At 73.4% G+C, this 18490-nt stretch carries 7 protein-coding genes; all 7 read left to right on the top strand.

Annotated elements, in window-relative coordinates; translation table 11 throughout:
* Nucleotide 1 precedes the first annotated feature (1 nt).
* The 7 genes from NFU81_RS29760 to NFU81_RS29730 are packed head-to-tail and all read left to right on the top strand — an operon-like array spanning nucleotide 2 to nucleotide 18448.
* Entirely contained in the window at nucleotides 2–5794 is a 5793-nt protein-coding gene (locus NFU81_RS29760) for a type I polyketide synthase (RefSeq protein ID WP_251496587.1), read from the top strand.
* Entirely contained in the window at nucleotides 5791–6549 is a 759-nt protein-coding gene (gene fabG, locus NFU81_RS29755; RefSeq protein ID WP_251496584.1) for a 3-oxoacyl-ACP reductase FabG, read from the top strand. The genes NFU81_RS29760 and fabG overlap by 4 nt, the downstream gene beginning before the upstream one ends.
* Before the next feature lie 52 nt (nucleotides 6550–6601).
* Nucleotides 6602–7810, top strand: coding sequence for a cytochrome P450 (locus NFU81_RS29750; RefSeq protein ID WP_251496581.1), 1209 nt, complete (start codon nucleotides 6602–6604; stop codon nucleotides 7808–7810).
* 58 nt (nucleotides 7811–7868) lie between these two features.
* The gene (locus tag NFU81_RS29745; RefSeq protein ID WP_251496827.1) at nucleotides 7869–8063 is read left to right on the top strand and encodes a ferredoxin; all 195 of its coding nucleotides are present in this window, start codon (nucleotides 7869–7871) and stop codon (nucleotides 8061–8063) included.
* Nucleotides 8064–8115: 52 nt separating this feature from the next.
* The gene (locus tag NFU81_RS29740) at nucleotides 8116–8892 is read left to right on the top strand and encodes a thioesterase II family protein (protein ID WP_251496565.1); all 777 of its coding nucleotides are present in this window, start codon (nucleotides 8116–8118) and stop codon (nucleotides 8890–8892) included.
* A complete protein-coding gene (locus NFU81_RS29735; RefSeq protein WP_251496562.1) occupies nucleotides 8889–18182 on the top strand; it encodes a non-ribosomal peptide synthetase in 9294 nt (3097 codons plus the stop codon). Before NFU81_RS29740 ends, NFU81_RS29735 begins: the two co-directional genes overlap by 4 nt.
* Nucleotides 18179–18448 (top strand): MbtH family protein, encoded by a 270-nt coding sequence (locus NFU81_RS29730; RefSeq protein ID WP_308208334.1) that lies wholly within the window; start codon nucleotides 18179–18181, stop codon nucleotides 18446–18448. The genes NFU81_RS29735 and NFU81_RS29730 overlap by 4 nt, the downstream gene beginning before the upstream one ends.
* Nucleotides 18449–18490 lie beyond the last annotated feature (42 nt).

Raw genomic sequence — 18490 nt, 5'->3', positions numbered from 1 at the left:
AGTGCCACAGCCACAGCCGCAGCTCGACGCGCAGCAGGACGGGGACCGGGAGGTGGACCAGGAAGGAGACCGGGACCTCGACCGCATCGCCATCGTCGGCATGGCCGGGCGCTTCCCCGGCGCCGGCGACGTGGACACCTTCTGGACCAACCTCGAACAGGGCAAGGACGGCATCACCTCCTTCACCGACGAGGAACTGGCCGCCGCCGGCACCGACCCGGAACTGCTGGCCCGCGACGGCTACGTCAAGGCCAAGGGCGTACTGGAGGGCGCGGATCTCTTCGACGGAAGCTTCTTCGGCTACAGCCACCGTGAGGCCGAACTCCTCGACCCCCAGCACCGGGTCTTCCTCGAATGCGCCTGGCACGCACTGGAGTCGGCCGGCGTCGACCCGGCCGGCTTCGAAGGCCGGATCGGCGTCTTCGCCGGAGCCGGGCTCAACACGTACCTGCTGTTCAACCTGATGAACAACCAGCGGGTCGTCGAGTCGGCCGGGATGTACCAGGTCGCGCTCGCCTCCGACAAGGACTTCCTCGCCACCCGCGCCGCCTACAAGCTCGGCCTCACCGGCCCGGCCGTCACGGTGCAGAGCGCCTGCTCCACCTCCCTGACCGCCGTGCACCTGGCCTGCCAGAGCCTGGCCAACGGCGAGTGCGACATCGCACTGGCCGGCGGCGTCGCCGTGACGTCCCCGCTGCGCGGCGGCTACCAGTACGAGCCCGGCGGCATCCTCTCCCCGGACGGCACCTGCCGAGCCTTCGACGCCGACGCCGCCGGTACGGTCGCGGGCAACGGCGTCGGCGTGGTCGTGCTGCGCCGCCTGGCCGACGCGCGGGCCGACGGTGACGGCGTCGACGCGGTCATCCTCGCCACCGCCGTCAACAACGACGGCTCCCTGAAAGCCGGTTACACCGCGCCCAGCGTGGACGGGCAGGCCGACGTGATCGCGGAGGCGCTAGCGCTGGCCGACATCGCCCCGGCCACCGTCGGCTACGTCGAGACGCACGGTACCGGTACCCCGCTCGGAGATCCCATCGAGATCGCCGCCCTCACCCGGGCCTTCCGCTCCGGCACCGACGACCAGGGCTTCTGCGCCATCGGGTCGGTCAAGAGCAACGTCGGCCACCTGGACGCCGCTGCCGGCGTCACCGGGCTGATCAAGGCCGCCCTCGCCCTCAAGCACGAGGCCATCCCGCCGACCCTGCACTGCGACCGGCCCAACCCCGGCCTGGAGCTCGACACCAGCCCCTTCTACGTCAACACCGAACTGCGCGCCTGGCCGCGCAAGGACGAACCGCGCCGGGCCGGCGTCAGCTCCTTCGGTATCGGCGGCACCAACGTCCACGTCGTGCTGGAGGAGGCCCCCGCGCAATCCCCGGTGGGCTCCGCGGAAGACCCCGCCGCCGGCCCTGCGGCCCTGCTGCTGCCGCTCTCCGCGAAGTCCGCGCCGGCGCTCGCCGAGGCCGCCGCCCGCCTGGCCGACCATCTGGAGGCCGACCCCGGCACCCCGCTGGAGGCCGTCGCCCACACCCTGGCCCGGCGCCGCGCCCGCTTCCCGCACCGCGGCATCGCGGTCGCCCGTACCGCCGAGGAAGCCGTCACTGCGCTGCGGCGGCTCGCCACCGACGTCCCGGCGGCTCCGGCACCCGACAGCGCCCCGGTGGCCTTCCTCTTCCCCGGCCAGGGCGCGCAGTACCCCGGCATGGCCCGCGGCCTGTACGAGAGCGAGCCCGTCTTCGCCGCCGAATTCGACCGCTGCGCCGGCCTGTTCGCCCCGCACCTGGGCGAGGACCTGCGCCCGCTGGTGCTCGGCCCGCCAGACACCCAGGACACCGAGTCGTCCGCCGACCGGCTGCGGCAGACCCGGATCGCCCAGCCCGCGCTGTTCGCCGTCGAGTACGCACTGGCCAAGCTGTGGCAGTCCTGGGGCGTGCGGCCGCGCGCGATGGCCGGGCACAGCGTGGGGGAGTACACCGCGGCCTGCCTGGCGGGCGTGTTCTCGCTGGAGGACGCGATACGCCTGGTCGCGGTCCGCGGCCGCCTGGTCCAGCAGATGCCGGCCGGCGCGATGCTGAGCGTCTTCCTGCCCGAGCAGGAGACCGCGGCCCTGCTCGGTGACGGCTTGGCCCTGGCCGCCGTGAACTCCACCTCGCTCACCGTGGTCGCGGGCACCGCGGCGGCCGTAGACGCCCTCGAGCAGCGGCTGAAGGGCGACGGCGTAGGGTGCCGACGGCTGCACACCTCGCACGGCTTCCACTCGCCCGCCATGGACGCCGCCGTGGCGCCCTTCACCGACGAGGTCCGCAGCACCGCCCTCAACCCCCCGTCCGTACCGTTCCTTTCCAACGTCACCGGCACCTGGATCACCGCCGAGCAGGCCACCAGCCCCGACTACTGGGGCACCCACCTGCGACAGCCGGTACGGTTCCGCGACGCCCTCGGTGTGCTGCTGGCCGACCCCGGGCTCGTCCCGCTGGAGGTCGGCCCCGGTCGCAACCTCACCGACTTCGCCCGCGCCCACGGCGCGTGGACCCCGGGCCGCGCTGCCGCCGCGTCCCTGCGGCACCCCGGCGACCACACTCCCGACGACGCGCTGCTGCAGGCGGCCCTCGGCACGGTGTGGAGTGCCGGTGCATTCGTCGACTGGGCCGCCGTCCAGGGCACGGACCGGCACCGCGCGGTGCAGCTGCCCGGCTACCCCTTCCAGCGCCGCCGCTACTGGGTGGAACCCGCCGAGGCCCCCCGTACCGCCGCGCGCACCACCGGCCCGGACGGCTGGTTCTACGCCCCCGGCTGGCAGCGGCTCACCCTGCCCGCCCGCCGCGCCGCCGAGGCCACCGGCGACGTGTGGGTCGTCCTCGGCGCCGGACTCGCCCTGGGCGACACCCTCGCCGACCGCCTCGCGGCGACCGGCGACCGCGTCGTACGGGTCACCGCAGGCGCGGAGCCGGCCCGTACCGGTGACGACATATGGACGCTCGACCCGGCTGCCCGGGACGATCTGAGCGCACTGGTCTCCGCGCTGGCCGCGCCGCCCGCCGAGGCGGTGGACGGGTGGCGCCTGCGCTTCGTCCACCTGTGGAGCACCGCCGAGGAGCCTTCGGACGGCCCGCTCACCGGCGAGCGCCTGGACGCCGCCCGCCGCACCGGCTTCGACAGCCTGCTCGCCCTCGCCCAGGCGCTCGGCACCGCCCGGCCGCCCGTCCCGGTCACCCTCGACGTGCTCTGCCGCGGTGTGTACGACGTCACCGGCGATGAACCGCTCGCTCCCGAGCACGCCCTCCTGCTCGGCGCCGCCGCCGTCATCCCGCAGGAGACCGCCGACACTGCCTGCCGGGTGCTGGACATCGCCGGCACCGACCCCCGCGCGCCGCACGACACCGCCGTACACGCCCTGCTGACCGCCCTGACCGGCGCGGGCGACGAGCCCGAACTGGCGTTGCGCGGCCGCCACTGGTGGCGCCGCACCTTCGAGCCCACCCCGCTCGCGGACGGCGGCACCGGTCTGCGCGACGGCGGCGTCTACCTGATCACCGGCGGCCTCGGCGGCCTCGGCCTGGCTATGGCCGAGCACATCGCGGCCGCGGTGGCGCAGCCGGTGCTCGGCCTGCTCGGCCGCTCCGCCTTCCCGCCGCCCGACGAGTGGGATGGATGGCTGGCCGCATACGGCGCCGACGACGCCACGAGTGTCCGCATCCGGCGGCTGCGGCAGATGGCCGACCTCGGCGCACGTGTCGTCCTGCTGCAGGCCGACGTCACCGACGTGCAGCAGATGAGGCAGGCCGTGGGCGACCTGCGCGCCGCGGCGGACGGCCCGGTCAACGGCGTCGTCCACGCCGCCGGTCTGCCCTCCCAGGGCATGATCGTCACCAGGTCCCCGGCCGGCACCGGGACGGTGCTGGCCGCCAAGACGCGCGGTCTGCTCGTCCTTGACCAGGTCTGCGCCGAGGACGACCTGGAGTTCCTGCTGCTGTGCTCCTCGGTCACCGCCGTCCTCGGCGGCCCCGGCCAGAGCGACTACGCCGCCGCCAACGCCTTCCTCGACGCGTGGGCCCAGGCCAAGCGCCGTGAGAGCGGACTGCCCGTCACCGCTGTCGGCTGGGACACATGGCAGGAGACAGGCATGGCCGCCGGCCTCGGCGCCCGCCTCGGAATCGGCACGGGCACCCCGCTGACCGGCCACCCCCTCCTGCAGCGCCTGGTCCGCAGTACACCGGTCTCCCGTACGTACGCCAGCGTCTTCAGCACGGACACCAGCTGGATCGTCGGCGACCACCGCATCCAGGGGCACGGACTCGTCCCCGGCACCGCCTATCTGGAGCTGGTGCGGGCCGCGGTGGCCGAACAGGCCGCCGGGCGCGACATCGAGATCGGCGAGGTGCAGTACACCGTCCCGGTCGTCGTGCCGGACGGGCAGACCCGGGAGGTCTTCACCACCGTCGAGGAGCGCGACGGCCGCTGGCACTTCGCCGTGCAGAGCCGTACCGGGACGCCCGGGGCCGCGGTGTGGACCGATCACGCGCGGGGCACCGTCGCCTTCCCGGAACCTGAGCCCGACACCGTACGCGACCTGGACGCGCTGCTGGCCGGCGTCGGTGTCACGGAGGTCCTGGACACCGGCGAGGCGATCCGTCGTGGGCTGCGCCTCGACCGCTTCGAGAAGGGCGGCCCGATCGAGTTCTCCTTCGGGCCGCGCTGGAAGTGCATGCGCGAGATCCAGGTCGGACCGCGGCGGGTGCTGGCCACCCTGCGGCTCGACGAGGAGTACCACGGCGACCTCGACCACTACCTGCTGCACCCGTCGCTGCTGGACGCGGCCGGCGGCACCGCCCGCGTCCACGTCACCGACACCTACTACCTGCCGTTCAGCTACCGCAGCCTGCGCTTCCGGCATGGCCTGACCAGCACCGTCCACGCCTATGTCGAGCTGAAGGCCCCGGAGGACTCCGCGGGCGAGACCAGCACCTGCGACATCGAGATCCTCGACCCCGGCGGCCGGGTCCTGGTACAGATCGCGGATTTCACCATCAAGCGCATCAACGACACGGAGGGGCTGCGCGACCGGATCGCCCGCGCCGCTGAGCAGCCTGCGCCCGGTCCGGGCGAAGACGGCGGCGCCGGGGCCGTGGCGCTGCGCACCCTCGCGGAGGGGATCACCGAGCAGCAGGGCAAGGACGTCTTCGCCCAGCTGCTGGCCGCCGCGGACCTGCCAGGCCATGTCGTCGTCTCGCACCGGGACTTCGGCGGCGTACGCGCCCTGGCCCGCTCCCTGAACCCGGCGCTGCTCGCCCAGGAGATGGACCAGCTCGCCCCGCCGGGTGCCACCCACCCCCGCCCCGACCTGCCGACCCCCTTCGTGGCGCCGCGCACACCGGGCGAGGAGGCCGTCGCGGAGATCTGGCGGGACATCCTGGGCGTGGACAGGGTCGGCGTCGACGACGACTTCTTCGCCCTGGGCGGCCACTCGCTGGCCGCCGTGCAGATCGGCACCCGCCTCAAGGCATCGCTGGGCGCCGAACTCGACCTGCGGGCCTTCTTCGACCACCCGACCGTCGCCCGCACCGCGGAACTCCTGGATTCCGCGGGCACCGGCGTCCCGCGAGCCGCTTCGGGCGACGCGATCGAGGTGCTGTCCCGCGAAGCGGGTGAGGAGTCCGAGTTCGGCGCCGGTGACTTCGCGGCTGCCGCCGGCGACCCGCTGGCCGAACTGAGCGACGAGGAAGTCGAGGCCCAACTGCTGGAACTGCTGGCCGCCGAGGCCGCGGACGCCGCCGAAGGGGAGAACAAGGCGTGAGCGAGCTGACGAACGGCGGCGCCGCCCCCGTCGCCCTGGTGGCCGGCGGCTCCCGCGGCATCGGCCGGGCGGTCGCCGTACGGCTGGCCCAGGACGGCTACGACGTCGCCGTGTGCTATGCCGCCGACGACTCCGCGGCCCGTTCGGTGGAGAAGGAGGTCGGCGCGCTCGGCCGCCGCGCCCTCGTCCGACGCGCCGACGTCGCGGATCCGGACGCCGTGGACGACCTGGTCGACGCCGTCGAGGACGCGCTGGGCCCGGTTTCCGCCGTCGTCACCTCCGCGGCGGTGCTGCGCGACCAACCGCTGACGCTGATGGAGGACGAGGACTGGACGAAGGTGCTGCGCACCAACCTCGACGGCGTCTTCCACGTCTGCCGGGCCGTCGTCGGCGACATGATCGAACGGCGCCGCGGCGCGATCGTCACCCTGTCCTCGGTGGCCGGCCTGCACGGTAACGCCGGGCAGACCAACTACGCCGCGTCCAAGGCCGGGATCGTCGGCTTCACCAAATCCCTGGCCCGCGAGGTCGGCCGCTACGGCATCCGCGCCAACACCGTAGCGCCGGGCTTCGTCGAGACCGACCCCGTACTCGCCCTGCCGCAGGACATACGGGACCGGTTCGCGCAAGCGATCGCGCTCGGCCGCTTCGGCCGCCCGGAGGAGGTCGCCGACCTCGTGTCGTTCCTGGTGTCGGACCGGGCCCGCTACATCACCGGAGCCACCTTCCAGATCGACGGGGGCATGGCCACCTGATCCCGCCGCCATCCGCCGCAGAGCAACCCGCACACCCACAGAAAGGCACCCGATGAACGACATGGTCTGCCCGATCACCAACGGTCTGCCGAAAGTCCGCGAACGCCCCCTCGACCCGCCGGCGATCTTCGGACAACTGCGGGACGACCGGCCCATCGCGCCGATGACGTTCCCCGATGGCGCCCGCGGCTGGGTGGTGACCAGCTTCGCGCACGCCCGTACGATCCTCACCGACTCCCGGTTCAGCTCCCAGGGCTCGCTCAAGCACCTGGCCTTCGCCTCGGAACTGGCTACCGAGCTGGACATCGAGAAGGACCTGCCGCCCGGGCAGTTCGAGCACATGGACCCGCCGGAGCACACCCGCTTCCGCAAGCTGCTCACCGGCGAGTTCACGCTGCGCCGGATGAAGGCGATGGTGCCGCAGATCGAGCGGATCGCCGCGGGACGGGTGGCGGCGATGCGCGCCAAGGGCCAGTCCGCGGACCTGGTACGTGATTTCTCGGTGCCCATGTCGGCGCAGGTCATCTGCGAACTGCTGGGTGTGCCAGAGGACGCCCGCGGGCGCTTCGAGGAGCTCTCCTTCCGGGCGCTGAGCCTGGACGTGAAGGCGGAGGAGAGCAAGGCCGTCCTTGACGCCATCGTCAACCTCCTGATCGAGGTCGCCATGGGCAAGGTCGCCGAGCCCGGCGACGACCTGCTCACCGGCCTGGTCACCGGAGGCCAGCTGGAGCCGGCCGAACTCATCGGCGTCACCCTGCTGCTGCTCGTGGCCGGCCACGAGACCAGCGCCAACATGCTGTCCCTCGGTACCTACGCGTTGCTGCGTGAACCCGAGCAACTCGCCAAGCTGCGCGCCGACGAGTCCCTCATCGACAACGCGGTCGAGGAACTGCTGCGCTACCTGACCATCGTCCACATCGGCGTGCAGCGCACCCCCACCGAGGACGTCGAACTCGCCGGGGTGACCCTCAGGGCCGGCGAAACCGCGCTGATCCACCTGCCCAGCGTCAACCGCGACCCCGAGCGGTTCCCCGACCCGGACCGGCTCGACATCACCCGCGGCGCCATCGGCCACCTCACCTTCAGCCACGGCATCCACCAGTGCCTGGGCCAGCAGCTCGCCCGGCAGGAGCTGAAGGTCGGCTTCACCACGCTGCTGCGGGAGTTCCCCGACCTGCGGCTGGCCGTTGACCCCGACGAGATCCCGATGCGGGAGAACATGACGATCTACGGCGTGCACGAGCTGCCGGTGGCCTGGTGACGGCCGTGATCCGTCCCTGCCCCCCCGACGCCCGCCGGTGGAAAGGACGGTGCCGCTGATGGTCATCGAGGCCGACCCCGAGCTCTGTGTGGGCTCGGGCATGTGCGCCCTGACCGTGCCCGACCTGTTCGACCAGTCGCAGGACGACGGAACGGTCGTGGTGCTGCGGCCCGTTCCGGCGGACCCGGAGCTCGACGACGTACGCGACGCGGTGCGGCGCTGTCCGTCGGGCGCCCTGAAACTGACGGACTGACCAGCGGCACGCGCCGGAGCACGCGGCGGCCGCGAGGCGAAGGAGGACCGAAGTGCGCAACCCGTGGTTCGGCCGTGGTGAGCCCGAACAGGCAGCCGCGGTGAGGCTGTTCTGCCTGCCCTATGCCGGCGGCAGCGCGTCCGCCTATCGCGGCTGGCACGCCCTGGCGCCGGCCCGGCTGGCGGTCTGCCCGCTGGAACTGCCCGGTCGCGGCGGCCGCATCGGCGAGCCGCCGCTGACCCGGCTGCGGCCGATGGCTGACGCGGTTGCCGGCGCACTCGCGCCGTATGCCGACCGGCCCTACGCGGTGTTCGGCCACAGCATGGGCGGCCTGCTCGCCTTCGAGGTCACCCGGACGCTGCGCCGCCGCGGACTGCCGCTGCCCGTCCACCTGTTCGTCTCGGCTGCCGCCGCCCCGGACGTCCAGCGCACCCGGCCGCCGGTGCACTGGGCGCCCGACGCCGACGTCCTGGAAGAACTGCGGGTGCTCGGCGGCACACCGGAGGAACTCCTGGACGACGAGGAGCTGATGGAGCTCATGCTGCCCACCGTCCGGGCCGACTTCTCGGTCCTGGAGACGTACGAGTACCGCCCTGAGCGGCCGCTGCCGGTGCCGCTGACCGTCTTCGGAGGCACGGACGACCCGCTGGTACCGGTGCGGGACCTGGACGGCTGGCGCGACCAGTCCTCCGCCGGGGCACGGCTGCGCATCGTGTCCGGCGGCCACTTCTACCTCCACCCCGCCGCCGCCGAGCTCATGACCGTGATCGCCGGCGCCGCCGCTGTGCAGCTCGCCGCCGCGAACGACGATCAGGAGATCGGCGCATGACCCACATCGACCTGGCCGGCCTGACCCCGGAGCAGAAGCGCGCGCTGCTGGCGGAGCGGCTGCGGCGCAAGGGCGACCCCCGGCCGCCGGCGCGCAGACGCCGCTTCGCCGCGTCCTTCCCGCAGCAGCGCATGTGGTTCCTCGACCAGCTCAACCCGGGCAGCGCCGCGTACAACATCCCGGCCGCGGTACGCCTGCGGGGTCCCCTCGACGTGGAGCTGTGGCGCCGCAGCCTGGCCGAGATCGTCCGCCGGCACGAGTCGCTGCGCACCACCTTCGACGAGTCGGACGGCGAGCCCGTCCAGGTCGTACACGACTCCGGCGAGCTGGAACTGACCGTCGAGGAGTGCGCCCACCTGCGCGGCCCCGACGGCGAGCCGGCCCTCCAGGAACTGGCCCGCCAGGAGTTCGCCCGGCCCTTCGACCTGCGCACCGGGCCGCTGATGCGGATGAAGTTCCTCCGCCTGGCCGCCGACGAGCACGTGCTGCTGGTCACGATGCACCACATCGTCGCCGACCTGTGGTCCACCTCCGTGCTGTTCGGCGAACTGGTCGCCCTCTACCGGGGCTTCCTCACCGGCACCAAGGCCGACCTGCCCGAACTGCCCGTCCAGTACGCCGACTACGCCGCCTGGCAGCGCAAGAAGCTGGCCGGCCCGGGCTTCGCCGCCGAACTCGGGCACTGGAAGAGGACCCTGCAGGGAGCGGCGCCGATCCTGGAGCTGCCCACCGACCGGCCGCGGCCCGCGGTGCTCGGCACGGCCGGCGGCTCGCGGCCCTTTCACCTGTCCGCCGACGTGATGAACGGGGTCCGCGCGCTGAGCCGGCGCGCCGGCGTCACCCCGTTCATGACCATGCTCGCCGCATATGTCGTCCTGCTGCACCGTTACAGCCGGCAGGAGGACATCGTCGTCGGCGTGCCGGTGGCCAACCGCGGGCAGTCCGAGGTCGAGCGGCTCATCGGCTACTTCGTCAACACCCTCGCGATCCGCAACGACGTGTCCGGCAACCCCGCCTTCACCGAGCTGCTGGGCCGGGTGCGCCGCGCCGCGCTGGACGCCTTCGCGTACCAGGAAGTGCCGTTCGAGCGGCTGGTGGAGGAACTGCACCCGGAGCGCGACCTTTCCAGGTCGCCGGTCTTCCAGGTGTCGTTCGTGTTCCAGAACATCGCCATGCCGGCGTTCGAGGTCGGCGGGCTGCGCCTGGAGATGATGGAAGTGGCCGGCTCCACGGCGCGGTTCGACCTCGAACTGCAGGTGTTCGAGCAGGGCGACGAGCTGGGCGGCTGGTTCGAGTACAACGCCGAGCTGTTCGACGCGGCGACCATCGACCGCATGGGCGGCCATCTGAAGGTGCTGCTGGACAACCTGCTGGCCGACCCGGAGCAGCCGATCCTCGATGTGGCGCTGCTCACCGAGGCCGAGTCCCGCGAGCAGCGCCAGGAGCGGGAGGACACCCGCAGTCAGTGGCCCGACGACCTCCTCACCCACCAGCGCTTCGAGCAGCAGGCCCGGCAGCGGCCCGACGCGGAAGCGGTCCACTGCCAGGGGCGGACCCTCACCTACGCCGAACTCGACGCCGCCGCAAATCGGTTGGCCCGCCGGCTCAGGAGCCTCGGCGTCGGGCGCGACGTCATGGTCGGGGTCTGTCTCGAACGGTCCCTGGACATGGTCACTGCGGTGCTCGCGGTGCTGAAGGCGGGCGGCGCGTACGTACCGATCGACCCCGGACTGCCCGAGGACCGCATGGCGTTCATGATCGAGGACGCCGGGCTGCCGGTGCTGGTCACCCAGCGCTCCGTGGCGCCCGGGCTGCCGAAGTCCGCTGCCGTGACGCTGTGCGTGGACGAGCTGCGCGAGGAGCTCGCCGCCGAGTCCGCCGAAGTCCTCGGCGAGCCGGTCGAGGGCGGCGACCTCGCCTACGTCATCTACACCTCGGGCTCGACCGGCCGTCCCAAGGGTGTCCAACTCCCGCACCGCGCGCTGCGCAACCTCTTCTGGGCGATGAAGCAGTGGCCGGGCATCGACGCCGGCGACAGCCTGCTCGCGGTCACCACGCTGTCGTTCGACATCGCCACGCTGGAGCTGCTGCTGCCGCTGGCCGAGGGCGCCCGCGTGGTGCTCGCCACCCGCGAGACCGCCACCGACGGCCGGTTGCTGGCCGAGGAGATGGCGGCCACCGGTGCGACCGTGATGCAGGCGACCCCCTCCACCTGGCGGATGCTGCTGGACGCCGGTTGGCCGGGCCGCCCCGGGCTGCGCGGCCTGATCTGCGGCGAGGCGCTGCCCCCGGACCTGGCGAGGCGGCTGCTGGCCAAGGGCGTGGAGCTGTGGAACATGTACGGCCCCAGCGAGACCACCATCTACTCGCTGGGCACCCGCATCGTGGACGGCTCCGTCACCATCGGCCGCCCGATCGCCAACACCGAGGTGCACATCCTCGATTCCGAGGGCCGCCCGGTGCCGCCCGGCGTGCCCGGTGAACTGTGCATCGGCGGTACCGGACTGGCCCGCGGCTACCACAACCGGCCGGAGCTGACCGCGGAGCGGTTCATCCCCAACCCTTTCCCGTCCGACCTCGCCGACCGCCTCTACCGCACCGGCGACCTCGTACGCCGCCGGGTCGACGGCGCCGTCGACTATCTCGGCCGGATCGACCACCAGGTCAAGCTCCGCGGCTACCGCATCGAACTGGGCGAGATCGAGTCCGTGCTGATGTGGCAGGATCAGGTCAAGGAGGCGGTCGTCGTGGTCCGCGAGGACCGTCCCGGTGACCGTCGGCTCGTCGCCTACGTCGTCCCGGACCCGCAGGCCGGGCCCGCCGAGGACCTGCTCCGCCGCCTGCGGGCCGCGTTGACCGACAAACTCCCCGGCTACATGGTCCCGTCGGCCTTCGCGTTCCTCGACACGCTGCCGCGCACCCCCAGCGGCAAGACCGACCGCAACGCGCTGCCCGTGCCCGAGCTCGGCCAGGACAGCCGCGCGGCGACCGCGTACACAGGGCCCCGCGACGCCGAGGAGAAAGCCCTGTGCGAGCTGTTCGCCCAAGTCCTCGGCGTGCCCCAGGTCGGCATCGACGACAGCTTCTTCGCCCTCGGCGGGCACTCCCTGCTCGCTACCCGGCTGGTGGCCAGGATCCGCGCCACGCTCGGCGTCGAACTGCCCGTGCGCGGCCTGTTCGAGAAGCCGACCGTCGCCGAACTGGCCGCACTGCTGCGGCAGGGCGGCGGCGCAACGCGGCCCGCGCTGAGCCGGGAGCCCCGCCCGGACCCGCTGCCGATGTCCTTCGCCCAGCGCAGGCTGTGGTTCCTGCACCGGATCGAGGGCCGCTCGGCCACCTACAACCTGCCGGTGGTGCTGCGCCTCACCGGTCCGCTGGACGCCGACAGCCTGCGCGCCGCCCTCGCCGACCTCGTCGCCCGCCACGAGTCGCTGCGGACCGTCTTCCCCGACACCGGTGCCACGGTCGCGTACCAGCACGTCCTCGCCCCCGAGCAGGCGCGGCCCGTGCTGCCGGTGACCCGGGTCGACGCGGGGGGACTGGACGCCGCGGTGGCCGCCGCCGTGCGGCACCCGTTCGACCTGGCCACCGAGATCCCGCTGCACGCCGAGCTGTTCGAGACCGGCCAGGACGTGCACGTGCTGGCCGTCGTCGTCCACCACATCGCCGCCGACGGATGGTCGCTCGCGCCGCTGCGGCACGATCTGACGACGGCCTACCGCGCGCGGCTGGCCGGCCACGCCCCCCGGTGGGCGCCGCTGCCCGTGCAGTACGCGGACTACACCCTCTGGCAGCGCCGCCACCTCGGCGGCCCCGACGACCCCGCGAGTACCTGGTCCCGCCAGCTCGACCACTGGCGCGGTGCGCTGGACGGCCTGCCCGAGCGGATCGCCCTGCCCACCGACCGGCCCTACCCCGCCGAGGCGACCCACGACGGCGACACGGTCACCTTCCGCTGGGACGCCGACCTGCACGAGGGGCTGGCCCGCCTGGCCCGCGCCTGCGACGCCAGCATGTTCATGGTGCTCCACGCGGCCCTGGCAGTGCTGCTCAGCCGCCTCGGCGCCGGCAGCGACATCCCGATCGGCGTGGCGACCGCGGGACGCGACGACCAGGCCACCGAGAACCTGATCGGGTTCTTCACCAACACCCTCGTACTGCGCGCCGAGGTCCGGGACCGGCAGACCTTCCGCGACCTGCTCGCGGCGGTCCGCGAACGCACCCTCGACGCCCTCGCCCACGGCGACATCCCCTTCGAGGCCCTGGTGGAGAGCCTGCGGCCGGCCCGGACGATGTCCCACCACCCGCTGGTCCAGGTCATGCTGTCCTTGCAGACCCTGACCGGCGAGTCTCTTGACCTGCCCGGCATCGAGGTCGCCCCGATGGTCATGGCCACCGGCACGGCCCGCATGGACCTTGTCTTCCTGCTGCACGAGAACCTGTCAGGCGACGGCGCCCCGGGCGGCATCGACGGCGGCATCGAGTACAACGCCGATGTCTTCGACCCCGACACCATCCGCGCGATGTCCCGCCGGCTGCGCCAGGTGCTGCTGGCCGCGATCACCGACCCCGACCGGCCGATCGGCGACACCGACCTCCTCACCCCGGCCGAACGGTACCGCGTCCTGGAGGAGTGGAACGGCACCGGCGGCCGGGCGCCCGCGGCCGGCCTGGCCGGGCTGCTCGACGCGCAGGCGGTCCGCACCCCGGACGCCGTCGCGGTGAGCTGCGGCGACGAGCGCCTGACGTACCGCCAACTCGTCGTCCGGGCCGATCGGTTGGCTGCACGGCTGCGCTCCCTGGGGATCGGCGCCGAGGACGCGGTGTGCCTGCTCATGGAGCGTTCGGTACGGCTGCCGGTCGCGATAGCGGCCGTGGTCAAGGCGGGCGGGGTGTACGTACCGCTGGACCCGCGCTACCCCGAGTCACGAATGCGGCTGATCATGGCAGACACCGCGGCGAGCGTGCTGCTCGTGGACCGGGCGGGGCCGGCGCACCCGGTGGCGGACGGGATGCGGGTGCTGGACGTGTCCGCCGAACTCGCCGCCGCGGACGGGACGTCGGAGGATCCGGGCGATGCGCCCGCCGGTGACCCGGACCGGACCGCCTACATCATGTACACGTCCGGCTCCACCGGGCGGCCGAAGGGCGTCGCCGTCACCCACCGCAACGTGGTGAGCCTGGCCGCCGACCCCGGGTGGCGCGGCGGCAACCACACCCGCGTCCTGATGCACGCGCCGACCGCGTTCGACGCCTCCACCTACGAGCTGTGGGTGCCGCTGCTGTCCGGTGGCGAGGTCGTCGTCGCCCCACCCGGCGAACTCGACCCCGACACGCTGCTGGCCACCGTCCGCGAACGCGGCGTCACCTCGGCGTTCTTCACGGCGGCGCTGTTCAACCTGCTGGTCGAGCGCGATGTGTCCGCGCTGGCCGGGATGAGGGAAGTGCTGGCCGGCGGTGAGGCGCTGTCCCCGCCGGTGGTCGCCAAGGCGCTCGCCGCCTGGCCGGAGACCGTGCTCACCAACGGCTACGGTCCCACCGAGACCACGACCTTCGCCGTACTCCACCGCACCCGCCAGACCCCCGGCGGCACCGTACCCATCGGCACCCCGATGGACGACACCCGCGCGTACGTCCTCGACGAGCGGCTGCGGCCGGTACCGGTCGGCGTCCCCGGCGAGCTCTACCTCGCCGGAGACGGTGTGGCCCGCGGCTACCTCGGCCAGCCCGGCCTGACCGCACAGCGATTCGTCGCCTGCCCGTACGGGCCGCCCGGAGAGCGGATGTACCGCACCGGTGACCTGGCCCGCTGGCGCGCCGACGGCCTCCTGGAGTACCTCGGCCGGACCGACGCGCAGGTCAAGATCCGCGGCTTCCGCATCGAACCCGGTGAGATCGAGACCGCGTTCGGCAGCCACCCGGCGGTGGCGGACGCGGCGGTGGTCGTACGGAACAAGCCCGGCGGCGGCAAGGACCTCGTCGGCTACGCCGTGCTCGCGGACGGCGCGCACGCCGAGCCCGCGGACCTGCGGTCCTTCCTGGCCGAGCGGCTGCCGCAGTACATGGTGCCGGCCGCCGTGGTGGTCATGGACGCGTTTCCGACGACCGGCAACGGCAAGCTCGACCGCCGCGCACTGCCCGCCCCCGACCTGGACGCGACCGCAGGGTCCCGCGCGCCGGCCACCCCCGTCGAGCTGACCCTCGGCGCCGTGTTCGCGGATGTGCTCGGGGTGCCCGCAGTCGGCGCCGAGGTCGGGTTCTTCGACGTGGGCGGCGACAGTATCCAGGCCACCCAGCTCGTCGCCCAGGCCCGTACCGCGGGGCTGGTGTTCACCGTCCGGGACGTGTTCACCCACCAGACGGTGGCAGCACTCGCCCGGGTCGCCCGGCCGGCAGCTGAGAGCACCACGGCGGCCGTCACCGAGCCCGGCACCGGCGAGATCCCGCTGCTGCCCGTCGTGGAACGCCAGCGGCGGATTGGCGGCCCGGTGACCGGCTTCGACCTGTCCGCGACCGTCGGCCTGCCGGCCGGCGCGGACGAGGGCCGGCTGACCGCGGCCCTCCAGGCGCTGGCCGACCACCACGACGCGCTGCGCATGCGGCTGGTGACCGTGCCCGACGGCCGGTGGTCGCTGCACGCCGACGAGCCGGGCGCGCTGCGGATCGCGGACGTCCTGCGCCGCGTCGACACCTCCGGGCTGTCGGCCACGCACGCCCGGGGACTGATCGCTGCGGAGACCGCCGCCGCGAAGGAGCGGCTCGACCCGGCCCGGGGCATGCTCCAGCCGGTGTGGTTCGACGCCGGGCCCGAACGAGCGGGCCGGCTGCTGCTGGCCGTGCACCACTTCGCGGTGGACGGCGTGTCGTGGCGGATCCTGCTGTCCGACCTCGCCGTCGCCTGGGACGCGGTCGCAGCGGGCCGCGAACCCGTCCTCACGCCGGTGGCGACCTCGTTGCGCGGCTGGGCTACCCGGGTGGCCGCCGGCGACGCCGTCGCCCGGCACCGCGCCGAGCTCCCGGTCTGGCAGGACGTGCTGCGAGACGCCGTGCCGCTGGTCGCCGGCCGCTGCGAGGCCACCGGCGGCGAGGGACGGGTGACCGTGACCCTGCCCGCCGAGGACACCGCGCCGCTGGTCGGCCGGGTGCCCGCGGCCTTCCGCAGCGGCATCCAGGACGTGCTGCTGACCGCCTTCGGGCTGGCAGCCGGCCGCTGGCGCGCCCGCCGGTCCGCGGCGGAAGGCCCGGTGGTGCTGGACGTCGAGAGCCACGGCCGGCACGAGCACCTGGTGGACGGCGCCGAACTGTCCCGCACGGTCGGCTGGTTCACCAGCGTCCACCCGGTCAGGCTGGACTGCGCCAGGCTCCCGTGGGAGACGGTCACCGAGGCCGGCGGCGATCTGGCGGCGGCCGTCGTACGCACCGGCCGGCAGCTCCGGGCGATCCCCGAGCGCGGCCTCGGCTACGGCGTGCTGCGCTATCTCGACCCGGAGTCCGGGCCGCGGCTCGCCGAACTGGCGACGCCGCAGGTGCTCTTCAACTACCTCGGCCGTGTCCCCGTCACCGACGCGGAGACGCCGTGGCTGCCGCTGCGGGACGACACCGCGCCCGGCCCCACCGTCGGCCGCCCGCTGCCTTACCCGATCGAGGTCAACGCCGTCACCCAGGACGGCCCGGACGGCCCGCAGCTGGTGGCCAACTGGAGCTGGTCGGGAGTGCTGACCGAGAACGACGTCCGCGACCTCGCCGACGCCTGGTTCGAGGCACTGCGGGCCGTCGCGCGGTGTGCCCGCGCGGTCGAGGACGGTACGGTCCTGCTCGCCGCGGAAGAGGACGGCGCCGAGCGCGCCGCCGCCGCAAGCGCCACCGACCTGCTGCACGCCCCGATCCCGCGGGCCGACCGCGGCGACGGCGCCGGACTGTCCTTCGGACAGCTGGAGTTCCTGCTCCAGCCAGTCGGCCCGGACCACCCGCACCACGGCGTCGTCACCGCATGGCGCCTCCGCGGCGAAGTCGACACAGCAGCCCTGCGCCGCGCCCTGGACGACCTGGTGCAGCGGCACGACATCCTGCGCACCCGCTACGTCCACCGCGGCTCGGCCACCGTGCAGTTCGCCGACGGCAAGCCCGTATGGCCGCTGGCGACCGTCGACCTGAGCGCGTACGAGGGGGAGGCCCAGCACGAGCAGCTGCGCGTGCTGCTGACCGCACAGGCCTCCACGCCGTACCGCATCGAGGACGGAAACCTGGTCCGCGGCCTGCTCGTACGGCTGTCCGACCGGGAGCACGCGCTGGTCCTCGTCGCCCACCACATTCTGGTGGACCACTGGGGCTTCATCGTGCTCGCCCGCGAGCTGTCGGAACTGTACGCGGCCCACAGGGCGGGGCGACGGCCCCGGCTGCCCGAGGTGATGGTCCAGCACCTGGACTACGCGGCATGGGAGCAGGGGCTGCTGGCCGCGGGCGCCCTCGACGAGCACGTCGAGCACTGGCGCCAGGAGCTCGACGGCGCCGCCCGTGAGCTGGACTTCGACGCGCCCGAGCACCAACTGGACGGCTTCGTCGAGGGCTTCACCCACAGCTTCACCGTCGGCGCGGAGGTCATGGCGGCCGTGCGGGAGGCCGCCCGCCGCGAGGGCGTCACGCTGTTCATGATGCTGATGGCCGCCTTCCACGTCCTGCTGCACGCCTACTCGGGTGCCACGGACATCGCGGTGAGCCACCCGCTGGCCGGCCGGGAGCGGCCGGAGACCAAGTGGATGGTCGGCCCGTTCATCAACATCATCCTCAACCGGTCCCGGATGGCGGACGACCCGACCTTCCACGAACTGTCCCAGCGCGTCCTGCGCGGCGAACTGGACGCGTACTCGCACCAGAACGTGCCGTTGCGGGCGCTGATGCACGACGGCGTCGTCGGCGACGGCAACCAGCTGCCGCTACGGGTGATGTTCAACCTGCTCGGCGTGCCCAGCGACGCGATGACCCTGGACGGGCTCGACGTGGCACCGCTGGACGTACGGATCGGCGACGAGACCCCGCTGCCCGAGCTGGTCGCCGCGATCGAGCCGCACAATCTCGACCTCTACCTGGTGGCCCGCGAGATCGAGGGCGAACTGCGCGGCCTGTGGGTTTACCAGCCGGCTTCCGTCGCGCCGCCGGTCATGGGCGCGCTCGTACGCCGCTGGCCGCTGGTGCTGGAGCTGGTGGCGTCCCGGCCGCAGCTCACGGTGTCGCAACTGCGTGACCTCCTGCGGGCCGACGGGGACGACGGCGGCCGTGGAGGCAACCGATGAACCCCGCCCCGGCCGCACCGGACACCGGCGGCAGCGCGAACCGCCGCAACGAGGAGAGCACGATGGCGCATCCGTTCGACGACCCCGAGGCCGCGTACCGCGTGCTGGTCAACGGGCGGCAGCAGCACAGCATGTGGCCGCACGACATCGCCGTGCCGGCCGGCTGGACACCGGTGTTCGGCCCGGACACCCGGGACGCCTGCACCGGCTATGTCGAGGCGGCGTGGACGGACATGCGCCCGCCGTCGGTGCGGGCGGCCCGGTGAAGGGCTCCGTGCAGGGTCCGGCGGACAGTGCGGACAGTCCCG

Source organism: Actinacidiphila cocklensis, assembly GCF_907177275.1.
Classification (GTDB): domain Bacteria; phylum Actinomycetota; class Actinomycetes; order Streptomycetales; family Streptomycetaceae; genus Actinacidiphila; species Actinacidiphila cocklensis.
Note: the sequence above shows the minus strand (reverse complement) of the source record. Positions and strands in the feature narration are given on the sequence as shown.

What these genes read in the sequence shown, in the direction of transcription:
- NFU81_RS29750 (WP_251496581.1), top strand. Translation starts at nt 6,602, where the DNA reads ATGAACGACATGGTCTGCCCGATCACCAACGGTCTGCCGAAAGTCCGC.
- NFU81_RS29745 (WP_251496827.1), top strand. Translation starts at nt 7,869, where the DNA reads ATGGTCATCGAGGCCGACCCCGAGCTCTGTGTGGGCTCGGGCATGTGC.
- NFU81_RS29735 (WP_251496562.1), top strand. Translation starts at nt 8,889, where the DNA reads ATGACCCACATCGACCTGGCCGGCCTGACCCCGGAGCAGAAGCGCGCG.
- NFU81_RS29730 (WP_308208334.1), top strand. Translation starts at nt 18,179, where the DNA reads ATGAACCCCGCCCCGGCCGCACCGGACACCGGCGGCAGCGCGAACCGC.